We start from the raw sequence: 16870 nt of genomic DNA, 5'->3' as shown, positions 1-16870 counted from the left end.
TGCGGAATGCGGATTTCGGAATGAAAGAAGAAAATGGCGCGATGCGGAACGGAAACGGAAAAGGGAAAAAAGTAGCGGACTCGGAGCGGGGGACGATAAAAATTTGCACGGAAGGCAACGAAGGGAGCGAAGAAACGCCCTTTCTTGAACCGTCGTTTCCGCGTCATGTCCGGAGTCTTTTCGATGGTTGTTTCAAGAGGGCTTTTAATCACATGGGCACGGATGGAACCGTGCAAGGGATTGAATTTTTTAGCGGGCGGTCAGCGCGGCTTGCATGGCGCGGCCTTTGGCGAGGGTTTCCTCGTATTCGGCGGCGGGGTCGGAGTCCCAGGTGATGCCGCCGCCGACGTGGTAGCAGGCTTCGCCGTCCGCGCAGGCGAGGGTGCGGATGGCGACGGCAAGGTCGGCGTCGCCGTTGAAACCGAGCCAGCCGAGCGCGCCGGTGTAAACGTGGCGGCGGTGCGGCTCCAGTTCGGCGATGATCTGCATGGCGCGGATTTTCGGCGCGCCGGTGATGGAGCCGCCGGGCAGCGCGGCGAGGAGCGCGTCGGGGAGGCCGCGGCCGGGTGCAAGGCGGCCGCTGATGGTGGCGACGAGGTGGTGGACGGTCGGGTGCGTTTCGAGGCGGCGCGGATCGTCAACGCGCACCGTGCCGGGCGCGCAGACGCGTCCGAGGTCGTTGCGCATGAGGTCCACAATCATGAGAAGCTCGGCGCAGTCCTTTGCGCTGGCGACGAGTTCGGCGGCGAGGCGGGCGTCCCCGGCGGGCGTGTCGCCGCGCGGGCGGGTGCCTTTGATGGGACGGGTCTCGAGACGCGGGCCGCTTTTTTGCAGAAAACGCTCGGGGGAACTGCTCACGATCTGGTGGTCTCCAAAATCGAGATACGCGGCGAAGGGCGCCGGGCTGCGCGCGCGCAGTCTGAGGTGGAGCGCGGCAGGTGTGTCGCCGGGCGCGAGCGGCGCGGTGAAACGCTGGGCGAGGTTGACCTGATAAACGTCCCCGGCGGCGATGTAGTCCTTGATGCGGGCGATGGCGGACAGGTAGGCGTCGCGGGAGAAATTGGAGACGGGCGCCGACGCAGGAGCGGGGTGGGGGAGCGGCGTTTCGTCGGAGGGAGCCGTCGGCGCAGCCGCGGCGACGGCATCGCGCAGCCGCCCGAGGATTTCGTCCGCAGTCGCTCCTCCGGCGCGCGGCAAGGGCAGGGCTGCGAGGTGGGTTTCGCCGGTCGCATGATCGTGCACGATGACGCCGTCATAAAACGCAAAGGCCAGCTCCGGCAGCGCCGCCGTGCCGGGTGCGGCGGGGCGGACACGCTCCAGTCGCGCGCCGCATTCGTAGCCGATGTAGCCGACCGCCCCGCCCGTGAAGGGCAGCGCCGGGTGGCGCGCCACGGGATGGCGATTCAGTTTCTCAAAAAGTGAGCGGAGCGCGCCGGCGGAATCGAAACCGGCGGCACTTTCAGGCCCGGCGTCGCACCCGCCTTTCCGGAGCACCTCGAACGGCTCGAAGGCGATGTAGGAAAATCGTCCCAATCCGTTCATCTCCAAGGCTCCATCAAGAAAAACCAGCCCGCGCCGCCGCTGCCGGGCCAGGGCGGCGAAAATCCGCTCCGGCGGAGGAGCGGAGCCGGGCGGCAAGGTGTGAAGGCATGGAATAATGGGTGCGGACATGGGTGTGGCAATGCGTCTCTCGAAACCGCGCACGTGGCGAAAACTGTCAGAACCGCTTGGGCGTCAAGCTTCGGAGTGCGCCGGGGCGTATCGGCAATTTTTTTTACAAATCCCCGTGGATTTTTTCTCAATCTATGTTACCGTTTCGTAACGATCGTCAACCGATGATCGCCACTCCCCGGTTTTAGTTACACACCCAATAAATCAGTCCCCATGCTCACCGCGATCATACTTCTGGCGTTTTGTTATCTGGCCGGCGCATACCTGTTGATCCGCTCGTTTCGCAAGCAGCCGAAATGGTTTGAAGACGAACACGGGCAACTGCACCCGCATCCATAAGTCTTGGCGGGACAGGCGCAGGCGCGTCAGCCTGCCGGCCGTGCGTTCGTTGGGCTGCGCGTGCGATTTTGCTTCTCCGCATCGTCGAAGGCGTGATGATGCCGCGCATGCCAGCACCTTCCGCCGAACCCGCTCTTGCCAGCCTGAAACTGAAGCCCAACGCGAAATCCCGCGCGCTCGCCGGACACCCGTGGGTGTTCGCCAACGAGGTCGAGGCGCTCCTGCCGGCCGCGCACGACGGCGAAGTGGTGGAATGCCGCGACCGCGCCGGGCGCGCGCTCGGCAGCGGCATCTACAACAGTCGCTCGCAAATCTGCTGGCGCCGGCTTGCCCGCGAACGCGTCATGCTCGACGAAACTTGGCTGCGCGCCGCCATCGCGCGCGCCGTGGCGCGGCGGGACGAGATGGACGCGGTCGCGTCCGCTGAAAAGGGCCCGGGAAACGGGCAAGGCGGCGGAGCCGCCGCCGGTGACATCGTCGCCCGGCGCCTCGTCTGGTCGGAATCCGACGACCTGCCCGGCGTGGTGGCGGACCAGTTCGGCGACACGCTCGTCGTGCAAATCCAGACGCTCGCGATGGAAAAACGCCGCGACGTCCTCGGGCGTTTGCTCGCCGAGATCGTCTCGCCGCGCGAAATCATTTTCCGCAACGACGCCACCATCCGCCGCCTCGAGGGGCTCGACATGGAAGTCAGCACGTTTTCCGGAAAACCGTGGGAGCCGCGCTGGATGCGCATCGACGGCATCGACTACTGGCTCGATTTGCAGGGCGGGCAGAAAACCGGCTTCTACCTCGACCAGCGCGGGCAGCACCGGCTCGTCGCCCGCCACGCGCGCGGGCGGCGCGTGCTCGACGCGTTTTGCAACCAGGGCCCCTTCGCGCTGCACTGCGCCCGCGCCGGCGCGGCCAGCGTACTCGGCCTCGACAGCGCCGACGACGCCATCGGGCAGGCCCGCCGCAATGCCGGGCGCAACGGCCTGAGCGCCGAATTCGCCGCCGCCAACGTGTTCGATTTTCTCAACGATCCCGCGCGCCGCGCCGACACTTGGGATTTGATCGTCCTCGATCCGCCGCCTTTCGCGAAATCGAAGAGCGCGCTCGACGGCGCGCTTCGCGGCTACAAGGAAATCAATCTCCGCGCCATGCAGCATCTCGCGCCCGGGGGCATCCTGGCGACCTACACGTGCTCGCACCACATGCACGACGCCGAGCTGCGCCAGGTGCTCGCCGAGGCCGCCGCCGACGCGCGGCGGCGCGTGCGCGTGCTGGAATTCTGCCACCAGCCCGCCGACCATCCGGTGCTGGTCACGATGCCGGAAAGCGAATACCTGCGCGGCTACATCCTGCGCGTGGAGTGAGGGCGGCGGACGCCCGGCGCCGGGCGGACAAACGTAAACGCGCGTCCGCATGCGGCGGCGCATGGCGTGTCACCGCGCGGAGAGGCGCGCCCTGATGCGCTCGATTTCCTGCGGAGACCGGCCGGCGTCGCCGGTCACGGCGATCCATGCGTCGAGATAGTGCTCGGGCGCATACACGTGGCCGTGGCCCATGGCCGAGGAAGAGGCGGTCGCGACATCCAGCGCGAGCTGGAGGAAGGTCACGACCGGATACCATGTGAATTGCGGTGACACGTCCGGTCCGCGCGGGATCGACATCCACCGCGGCTTTTTCCAGCAAACGTCGTATTCAAAAAACACAATCGGGTCGCTCGCGTATTGGAGATAGACGATTCGCATCGGACCCCAAGGCGCGTCGGCCGGAACGGGCGAGCCGTTTTGGTTCATGAAGCGGGCAAACCTGCCATCGCGAAACCGGGGCAGCCAGGCCGGCGACGATGGATCGCGCCCCTCCGTCAGCGCGCGCCAGGCTTCGCTCAGGAACGGCGGGCCGCTCCACATCGCGCCGTGCGGCGGATCGGCCAGCAACTCGAACAACTCGGCGGATTGCTCCGAGTTCAGCGCGCCAAGGCTGAGCCCGTGCAGGTAAAGCCTGGGGCGGCTTTCCCGGGGAAGCGTCGTCCAGTAGCCGTAAACTTCCGAGAAAAGACAGCGCGCGGCCTCGGCGCCGTAGTCGGGCTCGATGAAAAGCGACAGCGGGCTGGACAAATAAGAGTATTGCAGGGCGACGCTCGCGACATCGCCTCCGTGCAAATATTCGACGCTGTCGATCCCCGACGGATCGACCCAGCCCGTGCCGGTCGGGGTTATGACAATGAGGATCGACCGCGAGAAACCGCCGGCGCGTTTCAATTCCTCGAGCGCCAGTTGCGCGCGCTCCCGCGCGGTTTCGCGGGAACGCAGGCCGACATAGACGCGGATCGGCTCGCGCGCGGCGCCGCCGGAAAACGCGCGCAAGTCCTCGATCGCCGGCCCCGATGAAACATAGGCGCGGCCGGTGCGCCCGAGTTCCTCCCACTGGAGCAGGGAAGCGCTGCTGCCGGTTTTCATCGGGTCGGTCGGCTGCACGCGTTCCGGCTCGATCAGTTCGTCGAACTGCTGGTAGGAGGAGTCCGCCATCCGCAGCAGGCCGCGAAAAATGATGCCGTCGATCACTGACCAGAACAATGCAATCGCGGCGGCCGCGCCGATCACATTCGCGACCCGCCGCGGGACAAAGCGGTTCACCCTGACGGCAATGAAGTGAAACACGATCCGGAACAGCCGGCCGATCACGAGCAGGATCGCGGCCGTCAACAGGGCGATCAGGGCGATTTTGGGCGGATGGGCGCTCGAAACCGGCTCCAGTTCCATCAATTCGAGAATCGAGTTTTGCCAGCCGGTCACCCGCCAGAGAAAGATCACGGCCACGAGCGTGCTTGCGGCGATGGACACCCATTTGAGGACGCGACGGATATGCCCGCGCGGCTCCCGCAGCTCCATGTAACCCCAGAGCCAGCACGCCAGGGCGCCGATGCCATAGCCGGCGATGAAGGCGCAGCCCGCGAGGACGCCTTGGGTCACGAAAGTGCGCGGCAGCAGCGATGGCGTCAGCGAGGCGGCGAAAAACAGCGTGCCGAGAGGAAGTCCGGCGGCGGACAGGGAATACCAGAACCGGATGAGCGGATTGCGTTTCATGCAGAGAAGTCCTTGGGCCAGTGGTTCGTCGGAAAGGAAAGCAGGAAAGGCGGGGATTGCGGAGGCGAAAGACGCGGGGTAGGGCCGATTTTTTCATGCGCGCCCGGCTCACGGGGACCACTGGAGGTAAACGGTGGAGAAATTGCTCCCGCCCTTGATGCGGCCAAACATCGAGGCGGTTTCAAAAATGCCGGACCGATGATGGATTCCCGCGCCCAGCCACCAGTCGCGAAGGCCGTTTCGTTTGGTCATGTCGCCGAGGCTCACGTCCAGCGAGAAATCCAGGTAGTTCAGCAGCCTGCTGGTCCTGTATCCCTTGCGCGTGAGGCTGGTTTCTTCGTAATAAGTGATCGAGTCGGCGTAGGACATGCCTTCGGCAAACCCGAGGCGCACGCGCCATGGCAGCGGGAGGGTGTGGTAGAATTTCACCGCCAGCACATACTCGGTGGCGGCGTCCTGCGCGGATGAAGCGTAGTGATGCGCCAGGCCGGGCGTGAGATATACCTCGATCGGCAATCCCATGAAATTTTCGGCCAGCGGGTAGCCGTAAAACAACGAAGTCATGCGGATGGTCCTGTCGCCGGCGGCCACCTCGCCGGTCATGGCCTCCAGGATGGTGGCGTCGGTGCCGATGCCCTGCGAGAGCCGCCAATAGGGCCGGATGGACAATGCCTGCGGTTCGCCGGCGGGAGTCACCGGGCGGTTGAAGAATCCCACGCCGAGAAACGCCTCCCACTCCATGCGGTCATTCACCGCCGGGCTCGAGCGGGCGGCGTGGTCGAGAAACGCGGCCTCCGCGGAGCCGATCAGGTAAAGGTTGCGGTAAACATGGCGGCGCATTTTCAGCCGGAAACGCAGGTCCGCGCCGGCATCCACGTCATATTCGCCGATTCCATAATAATTGCTGTTGAAGGCGGCAGTCTTGGCGCGCAATTCCGCCTCGGGCTGAAAACGCCAGCCCGCCGTCCCGATGACGGCGCCCAGCCGGGCGATGCCTTGCACGCGCCCGTCCACATCGCTCAGCACCTCTCCGTCCAGCCGCCAGCCCGGCTTGAATTGCCAGCGGAGTTGCGCGCCCATATCGAGCGCATCCTGCCGGATTTCGTTTTGCAGCCCCTTGGGAATGTCGAAGAAACGATAACGGGCGAGGAGGTTGATCTCGGTTTGCGGGGAGGTCCAGGCGTGCAAGCCGCCCTCCAGTCCGCGGAGGAACACGTGCCTGCCTTCGAAAAAGAAGAGGGGCACGATGTCCGCCACCGTGTCATCGCCGCCGCGAAACGGCACGTCCGCATAGCGCAAGCCCATGCCCACGCCCCAGCGGGGCTCGGTCCGCGCGGTCGCGGGTTGGAGTGCGGGCGCGACGTCCGGGGGCGGGCGGGTTTCGCCGGACGAAGCGCCGGCGAAGAGGCCGGTTGCCATGGGAAGAATGGCGAGATGCGCGGCGCGGCGCATGATATTGCCGGCGCGACGGGCCGTGATGACTGCGCGTGTTCGCGTTTGGGCGGGATGTATCGGCATGAAGTTTATTGCTCGGCGGCGCTTGGAAGATGAATCCGGAACGCCTTTCCCGTCGAGACTCTTGGTGCCGGTCTTAACATTATCTTAATGGGTTTGGGGCGCTTCTTAATTAGGCGCCCAAGGCCGCTCATGGCATACTTCAGGCCTCATGAATGACGTGTTTTTTGTCGGCGCCACGGTGGCTTTTTTTCTCCTCTGCATCGCCTACTCCCGCTTCTGCGAGAAGGTCCGCTGAGTCCTTTTTCAACCCGTCCTGCCACGATTATGGAAAGCATCCTTGTCAGCATTATCGCCGTTGCGGCTTTGGTTTACCTGGTCGCGGCCGTCATCCGGCCGGAAAAATTTTGAGCCCATACCATGAACAACACCAACGCCTGGCTTCAATTCGCGCTCTTTCTCGGGGTGCTGCTCCTCCTGACCAAACCCTTGGGCCTGTATCTCGCGCGGGTTTTGGACGTGAACGGCAAGACCTGGCTCGACCGGGCCGTCAAGCCGTTCGAGCGGCTGACGTATCGGATATGCGGCATCAAGCCGGAGCAGGAACAGAGCTGGATCGGCTACGCGGTATCCGTGCTCGTGTTCAGCCTGACGGGCATGCTGTTCACGTATTTTATTCTTAGATACCAGCATTTTCTTCCGCTCAACCCCCAGGGGATGCCGGGACTCTCCGCTCATCTGGCGTTCAACACGGCGGCGAGCTTCACGACCAACACCAACTGGCAAAGCTACGGCGGCGAATCGACGATGTCGTATTTTTCGCAGATGGTCGCGCTGGCCATTCACAATTTCACATCGGCGGCGGTCGGTATTGGCATAGCCGCCGCGCTGGTCCGCGGCATCGCCAGGAAATCGGCCCGCACCATCGGTAATTTCTGGGTGGATACGGTCCGCGTCACCTATTACCTGCTGCTGCCGGTCTGCCTTGTCTTTGCGCTGGCCCTGGTGTCACAGGGCATGATCCAGAACTTCAAGCCCCACGTCACGGCCAGGACGCTGGATTCCCATGCGATCCAGATTCCGAAGACCGACGAAAACGGCACCGCCGTCACCGCGGCCAATGGAGCGCCCGTGTTGGTGGACAAGGTCGTCGACACCCAAATCATCGCCCAAGGCCCCGTCGCCTCCCAAGTCGCCATCAAGATGCTGGGCACGAATGGCGGCGGCTTTTTCAACGCCAATGCCGCGCATCCTTACGAAAACCCCACGCCGTTTTCGAATTTTTTCCAGATGCTGGCGATCTTCGCGATACCCAGCGCGCTCACCTACTATTTCGGCCGCGTGGTCAACAACCAGAAGCACGGCTGGGCCATCTGGTCCGCGATGGCGGCGATGTTTGTCGTCGGGGTTCTGGTTTCGTGGGGAGCCGAGGCCTCGGGCAACCCGATTCACCAGTCGCTCGGCGTGGCCGCGGCTGACGGCAACATGGAGGGCAAGGAGATCCGCTTCGGCATCTTCAACTCCGCTCTGTTCGCGACCATCACGACCGCGGCCTCCTGCGGCGCGGTCAACGCGATGCATGACTCGTTCACCCCGATCGGAGGCCTGGTGCCGCTGTTCAACATGCAGACCGGCGAGGTCATTTTCGGCGGCGTGGGCGCAGGCCTCTACGGCATCCTGCTGTTCGCGATCCTGGCAGTGTTCATCGCCGGCCTGATGGTCGGACGCACGCCCGAATATCTCGGCAAGAAAATCGAGGCGTTCGACGTGAAGATGGCGGTGCTCGTGCTGATGGCGCTGGCCACGCCGCTCCTCGGCTTCACCGCGTGGGCCAGCGTGAGCGAGTGGGGGCAGGCCGGCCTCAATAACGCCGGGCCCCACGGGTTCGCGGAAATCCTCTACGCGTTCAGTTCGGCGGTCGGCAACAACGGCAGCGCGTTTGCCGGGCTCACGGCCAACCCCGCCAACGGCGATCCCCATTACAACACGGCGCTCGGGCTCGCCATGCTCTTCGGGCGCTTCCTGATGATCGTGCCGATATTGGCCATCGCCGGGAATCTCGCCGGCAAGAAGCCGGTGCCGGCGAGCGCCGGCACGTTCAAGACGGAGGGGCTCACATTCGTGTGTCTTTTGATCGGCACAATGCTGCTCATCGGCGCGCTCACCTATCTGCCGGCCCTCGCGGTCGGTCCCGTCGCGGAACACTTCCTCATGGGTGCCGGCCGCCTGTTTTGATCCAGGCAACAACAAGCGTTTTCCCTGCCATGAACACCAAAACCATCTCCCTTTTCGACCGGGCGATTTTTCGCCAGGCGGTGATCGACTCGGTCAGAAAACTGGATCCTCGCCTGCAACTGAAGAACCCGGTGATGTTCGTCACGCTGATCGGTTCATTCCTTTGCTTCCAGCAGATCTTCACCTCGAAGGACCCTCTCGGCTACGTCCTCCAGATCGCCCTCTGGCTGCTGTCCACCGTGCTCTTCGCGAACTTCGCCGAGGCCGTGGCCGAGGGCCGGGGCAAGGCCCAGGCCCGCGCCCTGCGGGCGACACGCAAGCAGATGACCGCTCAACGCCGCCGCCGGGACGGTTCCCTGGAGCCGGTCGATGCCGTCACGCTATCCAAAGGCGACATCGTTCTCGTCAAGGCCGGCGAACTCATCCCCGGCGACGGCGAAGTGATAGAGGGCGCCGCTTCCGTCGATGAATCCGCCATCACCGGCGAATCAGCCCCCGTGATACGTGAAGCCGGCGGTGACCGCAGCGCCGTCACCGGCGGCACCACCGTGCTCTCCGACACGCTTCTCGTCCGCATCACCGCGAATCCGGGCGAAGGCTTTCTCGACCACATGATCGGCCTGGTGGAAGGGGCAAAACGCCAGAAGACGCCCAACGAGATCGCGCTCACGATCCTGCTCTCCGCGCTCACTTTTGTGTTCCTCCTCGTCGTCATCACGCTCAAGCCGTTTGGGGACTACTCCAATGCCGCCTTTTCGACCACGACGCTTATCGCGCTTCTGGTCTGCCTGATTCCCACCACCATCGGCGGCCTGCTCAGCGCCATCGGCATCGCCGGCATGGACCGTCTCTTGCAGCGCAATGTGCTCGCCGTCAGCGGACGCGCGGTGGAGGCCGCCGGCGACATCGATGTGCTCCTTCTCGACAAGACGGGCACGATCACCCTCGGCAACCGCCATGCCGCGGATTTTATCGCCGCCCCCGGCGTGGCGCGCGACCGTCTGGCCGATGCGGCGCAACTTGCCTCGCTGGCCGACGAGACTCCCGAAGGCCGCAGCATCGTCGTGCTGGCGAAGGAAAAGTTCAACCTGCGCGGGCGCGACCTCGCCTCGCCCCACGCCACCTTTGTGCCCTTCACCGCGCAGACGCGCATGAGCGGCGTGGACTTCGCCGCCAGCGACGGGCAGCCCGCCCGCCAGATCCGCAAAGGCGCGGCGGACAGCATTAAAAAATGGGTGGAAACCGAAAATGGCACCTTTCCCGGCGCGGTCACAAACGCGGTCGAGGAAATCTCCCGGCAGGGAGGCACTCCGTTGGTCGTGGCCGAAGGGCGCGAAGTGCTCGGCGTCATCTTTCTCAAGGACGTGGTGAAAGGCGGCATCAAGGAACGCTTCGCCCAGCTCCGCGCCATGGGCATCCGCACGGTCATGATCACCGGGGACAATCCGCTCACCGCCGCCGCCATCGCGGCCGAGGCGGGTGTGGACGACTTCCTGGCCCAGGCGACGCCGGAGATGAAACTCGCCCGCATCCGCAAGGAACAAGCCGACGGACATCTCGTCGCCATGACCGGCGACGGCACCAACGACGCGCCCGCGCTTGCCCAGGCCGACGTCGGCGTCGCGATGAACACCGGCACGCAGGCGGCCAAGGAGGCCGGCAACATGGTCGATCTCGATTCCAATCCGACCAAGCTCCTGGAAATCGTGGAAATCGGCAAACAGATGCTCATCACGCGCGGCTCGCTCACCACCTTCAGCATCGCCAACGACATCGCCAAATACTTCGCCATCATCCCGGCCATGCTCATCGGGGCCTTTCCCGCGATCGCTCCGCTCAACATCATGCGACTGGGCTCTCCGCCCAGCGCCATCCTGAGCGCGGTGATTTTCAACGCGCTCGTCATCGTCGCGCTGATCCCGCTCGCGCTCAAAGGCGTGGCTTACCGCCCTGTCGGCGCGACCGCCCTGCTGCGCCGCAACCTGCTCGTCTACGGGCTCGGCGGCATCCTGGTCCCCTTCGCCGGCATCAAGCTGATCGATGTCGTGATCAACGCCCTTCATCTCGTCTGAGAAATCGAGTATCTTAAAAATGAATACATTCCTGTCCTCGCTGAAAAGTTCCCTGCTGCTGACGCTGGTTCTGGCCTTTGTGCTTTGCGGCGTCTATCCGCTCGCCGTGTGGGCGGGCGGCCAGCTTCTCTTTCGCCACAAGGCCAACGGCAGCCTGATCGTGGACGCCGACGGCACGGTGCGCGGCTCGGAATTGCTCGGGCAATCCTTCAATGGCGATCGCTATTTCCAATCACGCCCTTCAGCCGCCGGCGGCGGCTACGATGCGGGCCTGTCCTCCGGGACGAATCTCGGGCCGACCAGCCAGAAGCTCGCCGATGCCATCAAGGCCAACGTCGAAGCTTACCGCGCCAAGAACAAGCTGTCCGCCGACACGCCGGTTCCCGCTGACGCCGTGACCGCATCGGCCAGCGGCCTCGATCCTCATATCAGCCCCGCCAATGCCAGCCTTCAGGCCGCGCGCGTGGCCAAGGCGCGCGGCCTGCCCGTCGACAGGGTTCGGGCATTGATCGCCGCGCATACTGACAGACGTTTTCTCGGCGTCTTCGGCGAGCCTGGCGTCAACGTCCTCCTGCTCAACCGCGCGCTCGACTCCCTTGCATACGAGACCACGCCATGAAGCAGGGAGGCGCGCAGAGAGCCATCCCCGATCGGGCATGTCTTGCCTTCGCCTGGCGGACCGGCACCTTATGTTGCCGACCAATGATTGACCGGCATCCAGATCCGGACGCGCTGCTCGCCTCCCTCAAGCAGGAGGAAGAGCGCGCCAAGCGGGGCCGCCTGAAGGTTTTCTTCGGGATGTGCCCCGGCGTGGGCAAAACCTACGCGATGCTGCGAGCGGCGCATGAGGAACTGCGGGACAAGGTGAACCTGGTCGTGGGCGTCGTGGAGACCCACGGCCGCGCGGAGACCGAGGCACTGCTCAAGGACCTGCCGATGGTGCCGAGAAAAAAGATCATCCACCGGGGCATTCACTTGGAGGAGATGGACCTTGAGGCCATCCTGGCGGGCAAACCGCAGCTCGTGCTGGTGGATGAACTGGCGCACACCAACGCTCCGGGCTCGATCCACGCGAAGCGTTACCAGGATGTGATCGAGCTGCTCGATGCCGGCATTGATGTCTTCACGACGCTCAACATCCAGCACGTCGAATCCCGCGCCGATACCGTCCGGCAGATCACCGGCGCAACGATCCGCGAAACCGTGCCGGATTCGCTTCTGGACCTCGCCGACCAGATCGAGTTGATCGACCTCACTCCAGAGGCATTGCGGGAACGGCTGTCCGAAGGAAAGGTTTATCTCGGCGGGAAGGCGGCGGCGGCGGCCGAGAACTTTTTCAAGAGCACCCACCTCGCCGCCTTGCGTGAACTGGCGCTTCGGTTCACCGCGGAGCGGGTGGAGCGCCAGTTGCGCTCGATGCGCTCCAGCCATGTCAAAAAAACCGTCTGGCGCAGCGGCGAGCGCATGCTGGTGGCCGTGGGGCCGAGTCCATTTTCGACCCAGCTCGTGCGCTGGACCCGGCGGCTTGCCGCCGCGCAGGGGGCTTCGTGGATCGCCGCCCACATCGAATCGTCGCGGCCTCTTTCCCCGGCCGCCCAGGCTTTGCTCGACAAAAACATGGCCTTGGCCCGCGAGCTGGGCGCGGAGGTTCTGGTGACGCATGATGAGGACATCGCGGCGGCCCTGGTCCGGCTTGCGTTGCAGCACAACGCCACGCAAATCGTGATTGGCAAACCGCGCGGGTGGCGTCCGTCCGAGCTCATCCGGGGCACGCTGGTGGACCGATTGATCCGGCTGGGCGGCAACATCGACATTTACGTGGTGCCGGCCGAGCAGCAATCCCGGCGCCCGACCTGGCGGGGGATCGAGGCGGCCTTCAGCGGTCCGTCGGAATATGGTTGGGCCGCGGCCGCCGTGGCCGCGGTTACGCTGGTCGGGCTGCTCCTGCCGGAAAAATACTACCAGGCGATCGGTCTGGTTTATCTTCTCGCCATTGTATTCCTGCCGCTGTGGGTGGGACGCTGGCCGGTGTTGCTGGCCGCCGTGCTCAGCGCCTTTGCCTGGAACTACCTGTTTATCCCGCCGAGCTACGCCTTGCGAATCGGCAACATCGAGAACGTCATCTTGTTCGCCACTTACTTTGGCGTGGCGTTGGTCGCGGGGCAGTTGACTTCCCGCATCCGGGCGCAGGCCCGGCACGAACGCCGGCGCGAGGAACGGGCCGTCGCCTTGTTTACCCTGACGCGTTCCCTGGCGGAGGCACGGACCTTGGACGATGCCGTGTCCGCCGCGCTGCGCCAGACTGACGAATTGCTCGACGCCAAGACCGCCTTGCTGCTCGTCCCGGACGGCGGGGGCGAGCTCGCGCCTCATCCCGCCAGCTCGTATTCCCTCGACGAGAAGGAGGCCGGCGTGGCGTCCTGGGCATTCCGCCATCGGCGCTCTGCCGGCAGGTTCACGGATACATTGCCGGGCAGCGCCGGTTATTACGTGCCGCTGGTGCGCGAAAACCAGTCGGTCGGCGTTCTCGCGGTGGTGGTCGCGGCCAATGAACAGCTCACGCTGGCCCGGCGCGATTTGCTTGATGCGTTTGCGCGACAACTGGCGCTTAGCGTTGAACGCGAGCGTCTCCGCGAGGCCGGGGAGCGGGAGAAGTTTCTGGCCGAATCCGACAAACTCCACCGCACCCTCCTCGACAGCGTTTCCCATGAGTTGAGAACGCCGCTGGCGGTGATCACCGGAGCCTTTGAAAATCTGTCCGGGCTGGATGATGCGCAGTTGCGGGACAGCCTGGTGACCGAAGGACGCACGGCCGCGAGGCGGCTCAACCGTCTGGTGGAAAATCTCCTCGACCAGACCCGCCTGGAAAGCGGCGCGCTCAAGCCGCGCCTCGACTGGTGCGACATGAGCGACATGGTGAATGCCGCCCTCGAAAGCGTGGGTGATGCGCTCGCGGATCGCCCGCTTGAGATTTCGATTCCGCCCGCTCTGCCTCCCATCCGCGCGGACTTTGCCCTCACGGAGCAGGCCTTGGCCAACCTCCTGCTCAATGCCGGGCTTCACACCCCGCCGCGGACTCCGGTTTTTCTGGCCGCGGGGCTGGACCATGGAACCGGGACGGCGTTTTTTACGGTGGCTGATCGCGGCCCCGGCCTCCCGCCCGAAATGAAGGACCGGGTGTTCCGAAAATTCTCCCGCGGCGACGCGGCGCATGCCGGCGGCCTTGGGCTCGGCTTGTCAATCGTGCGTGGATTTATCGCCGCCCAAGGCGGTGAGATTGTGGTCGGGGGGAATCCCGGCGGCGGGGCCGTCTTCACGATTTATCTGCCAAACAATCCTCCTGAGCCGACTCCTTCCGCATGAATGCTCCCGCTTCCCGGAAACTGCTGGTCATCGACGATGAAATCCAGATCCGCCGCCTCCTTCGCCTGGCCTTGGGTGGCGATGGCTACACGGTTTTCGAGGCCGAGACCGGGCAACTCGGCCTGCAGGAAGCCGTGGCCCGCCAGCCCGACGGCATCATCCTGGACTTGGGATTGCCCGACATGAAGGGCGTGGAGGTGCTGAGGAGGCTCCGCGAATGGAGCCGCATCCCTGTGCTGATCTTGTCCGTGCGGGCCGGCGAAGACGACAAGATCGATGCGCTGGACGCCGGGGCCGACGACTATCTCACCAAGCCTTTCAGCGGACGGGAATTGCTGGCGCGCATGCGGGCCGTCATGCGCCGCGCCCAGCCGAACGACGAATCAGCCCTGGTGAGTTTCGGTGACATCGAAGTGGACCTGGCCGCGCGGCTGGTCCGCCGTGGAGGGGAAGAGGTGCACCTCACGGCCAAGGAATATGCGCTCCTCAGGCTATTGGTCCGGCACCGGGGAAAAGTCGTCATCCACCGGCAAATCCTGCGCGAGGTCTGGGGGCCGTCGGCGGAGGACAACACGCACTACCTGCGCGTCCACATGACGCATCTGCGCCAGAAACTCGAAGCGAACCCGCAAGTGCCCAAGCACCTGAAAACGGATGCCGGCATCGGCTACCGCCTCGTGGAATGAATCGCTGACCTAGTCCCCTTGCCACCAACGGGCAAAGTTGGATGAGGCAGCCCCAAGGCAAAGGGGCTGCTTCTTGAGCGCGAAGCGTAAATTGGCGCGTGCCAAAAATCTCTACTATTAGAGATGCGGCGGCTTCACGGGTTTCGATAGCATGGATTCCAAATCCAATCCGATTCAACCCCCTGCCCAACAAGCCCAACCTCGTCCTGCCGCATGACGAAAAAACTCCTTCTGCCACGGCGCGCAAAGGTTTCGCGATTTCCTGCGTCCCGCCGCGAAATAATCGCGCAGGTTCTGACTGTAACCTCGCGCTTCATTTTGTTGTTGCGGGCGCGCATATTAAGACAATGCACCATGCTCTTTCCCCGGTTTGTCTTCTGCGCGCCTCTGGCCGCCATCGCCTCCGTCCTCCCGGCGTGGATGCCTGCCGCTGTCGCAGGCGCATATGACGCGCGAAGCGAGGGGCGCCAGATTCTCGCTCCGTCCGCGCCCGCGGCGCCCCGCATCACGGGCGCGGATATTTTCGGCGTGCGACCCGGAGTTGGAGGATTCCGCGCGCCGCCGCTGACAGCCGGTGCCCGTCCAGGCCCACGCAATCGCCGCTGCAACAACAATCATCAATCAAATATAATCACGTATAAACAGCCATGTATAAAAGAATCATAATGACAACAATCGGCCTGCTGGCGGCGTTCTCGCTGTTTGCGGGTGAGGATTCCGGGGATGCGCGCCGCTCCCTGCTGTTTAATTTCGGATGGAAGTTTCGCGCGGGCGACGTGGAGGGCGCGCAAGCCGCCGCATACAATGACTCGGACTGGCGGGCGGTTGATTTGCCGCATGACTTCCAGATCGAGCAGCCTTGGGAAAAGTCGGCCAGGGGCGCGCGCGGATTCAAAAAAATGGGCGCCGGCTGGTATCGCAAATCGTTCCGGGCCGACCCGGACTGGAGGGGCAAGCGTGTGCTGCTGGATTTCGAGGGCATCATGCTGACGGGCGATGTCTGGCTTAACGGGACCAGGGTGGGCGGGACGGATTACGGCTACCTTGGCTTTGAGGCCGACATCACTAAATATATAAATTACGAAGGTGAAAATGTGATCGCCGTGCGGGCCGACACCGGCATGGATGGCAACTCGCGCTGGTATACCGGCGGCGGTTTGTACCGCGATGTGCATTTGTTGGTGAAAAATGAGATCGCCGTCGCGCGGCATGGCGTTTTTGTAACCACGCCGGAGGTCTCGGAGCGCAACGCCGAAGTCGGCGTCCAGGTCGAGGTGGAGGGATTGCGCGGCAAGCAGCTGCAAGTGGACATCGAGGCGAAGCTATACGCACCCGGCGGGCGGCTGGTCGCCGAGACACGCCAGTCCGCCCCGAAAAAATCGAAGAAACTGACGGTTGAGATCGCTCTCCCAGCGATGAATATCGAAACGCCGCAATTATGGTCGTGCGAAACGCCTCATTTATACACGGCGGTGGTCACGCTGGCATTGGACGGCAAAATTGTTGACCGCGTGACGGAAGCCTTCGGCATCCGCCACATCGAGTTTTCGCCCGGCTTCGGTTTCAAGCTCAACGGGAAGAAAATCATATTAAAGGGCATCGCCAACCACCATGACTTGGGCGCGGTGGGCGCCGCCTACGAGCGGCTTTAATCATGTCCGCACCTCGCACAATCCCTACTCGGAGTCGTTCCTGCGTCTCGCCGACAAGCATGGCATTTTGATTGTGGACGAGTTGTTCGATAAATGGTCGCAGCAGTATGCCGGCGGGCGCATCCCGTGGATGATGCTCTGGCCCGCTGCCGTCGCCGAATGGATAAAGCGCGACCGCAACCACCCCTCGGTCATCATGTGGAGTTTCGGCAACGAGCTGCAAGTCCGCGAAGAGTGGACAGGGTTTCCCACCGGCGACTGGGGCGTGACCGGTTACCGTATTCTCGACGGTCGCAGCAGTATGCCGGCGGGCGCATCCCGTG

At 64.1% G+C, this 16870-nt stretch carries 11 protein-coding genes and 1 pseudogene; 9 read left to right on the top strand and 3 right to left on the bottom strand.

Annotated features, from left to right (window positions below; all coding sequences use genetic code 11):
- Positions 1 to 249: 249 nt before the first annotated feature.
- Positions 250 to 1671 (bottom strand): aminodeoxychorismate synthase component I, encoded by a 1422-nt coding sequence (gene pabB, locus OH491_RS05430; protein ID WP_084442475.1) that lies wholly within the window; start codon positions 1669 to 1671, stop codon positions 250 to 252.
- A gap of 213 nt (positions 1672 to 1884) precedes the next feature.
- Here pabB and OH491_RS05425 point away from each other — a divergent pair, with 213 nt between their 5' ends.
- Positions 1885 to 2010, top strand: coding sequence for a hypothetical protein (locus OH491_RS05425; RefSeq protein WP_334319553.1), 126 nt, complete (start codon positions 1885 to 1887; stop codon positions 2008 to 2010).
- Between the two features lie 107 nt (positions 2011 to 2117).
- Positions 2118 to 3368 carry a class I SAM-dependent rRNA methyltransferase gene (locus OH491_RS05420; RefSeq protein WP_068772033.1) on the top strand — a complete coding sequence of 417 codons (1251 nt, stop codon included), beginning with the start codon at positions 2118 to 2120 and terminating at the stop codon, positions 3366 to 3368.
- Between the two features lie 69 nt (positions 3369 to 3437).
- Here the strand turns inward: OH491_RS05420 and OH491_RS05415 are convergent, their stop codons facing one another.
- Both OH491_RS05415 and OH491_RS05410 read right to left on the bottom strand, forming a co-directional pair.
- Positions 3438 to 5084, bottom strand: a complete 1647-nt coding sequence (locus tag OH491_RS05415; RefSeq protein ID WP_068771961.1) for an alpha/beta hydrolase — start codon at positions 5082 to 5084, stop codon at positions 3438 to 3440.
- A 108-nt stretch (positions 5085 to 5192) separates the two neighbouring features.
- The gene (locus OH491_RS05410; RefSeq protein WP_334319554.1) at positions 5193 to 6602 is read right to left on the bottom strand and encodes a MipA/OmpV family protein; all 1410 of its coding nucleotides are present in this window, start codon (positions 6600 to 6602) and stop codon (positions 5193 to 5195) included.
- 264 nt (positions 6603 to 6866) lie between these two features.
- On the opposite strand from OH491_RS05410, the gene OH491_RS05405 reads away from it, so the two are divergent.
- The 7 genes and pseudogenes from OH491_RS05405 to OH491_RS05375 form a co-directional block, all read left to right on the top strand.
- Complete coding sequence (locus OH491_RS05405; RefSeq protein ID WP_084442478.1) at positions 6867 to 6950, top strand: potassium-transporting ATPase subunit F; 84 nt, start codon at positions 6867 to 6869, stop codon at positions 6948 to 6950.
- Positions 6951 to 6959: 9 nt separating this feature from the next.
- Positions 6960 to 8774, top strand: coding sequence for a potassium-transporting ATPase subunit KdpA (gene kdpA / locus OH491_RS05400; protein WP_068771962.1), 1815 nt, complete (start codon positions 6960 to 6962; stop codon positions 8772 to 8774).
- Between the two features lie 29 nt (positions 8775 to 8803).
- Complete coding sequence (gene kdpB, locus OH491_RS05395) at positions 8804 to 10846, top strand: potassium-transporting ATPase subunit KdpB (RefSeq protein WP_068771963.1); 2043 nt, start codon at positions 8804 to 8806, stop codon at positions 10844 to 10846.
- Between the two features lie 19 nt (positions 10847 to 10865).
- Positions 10866 to 11465, top strand: a complete 600-nt coding sequence (gene kdpC / locus OH491_RS05390; protein WP_068771964.1) for a K(+)-transporting ATPase subunit C — start codon at positions 10866 to 10868, stop codon at positions 11463 to 11465.
- A gap of 83 nt (positions 11466 to 11548) precedes the next feature.
- Entirely contained in the window at positions 11549 to 14209 is a 2661-nt protein-coding gene (locus OH491_RS05385; RefSeq protein ID WP_068771965.1) for a sensor histidine kinase, read from the top strand.
- Positions 14206 to 14895: a response regulator gene (locus tag OH491_RS05380; RefSeq protein ID WP_068771966.1), complete on the top strand. Its 690-nt coding sequence runs from the start codon at positions 14206 to 14208 to the stop codon at positions 14893 to 14895. The genes OH491_RS05385 and OH491_RS05380 overlap by 4 nt, the downstream gene beginning before the upstream one ends.
- A gap of 647 nt (positions 14896 to 15542) precedes the next feature.
- Positions 15543 to 16749, top strand: a pseudogene (locus OH491_RS05375) (glycoside hydrolase family 2 protein); the annotation flags it as partial.
- Positions 16750 to 16870: the final 121 nt, after the last annotated feature.

This window comes from Termitidicoccus mucosus, from assembly GCF_038725785.1.
Taxonomy (GTDB): Bacteria; Verrucomicrobiota; Verrucomicrobiia; order Opitutales; family Opitutaceae; genus Termitidicoccus; species Termitidicoccus mucosus.
The sequence above is the reverse complement of the archived record's forward strand: the minus strand, read 5'-3'. Positions and strand labels throughout refer to the sequence as shown.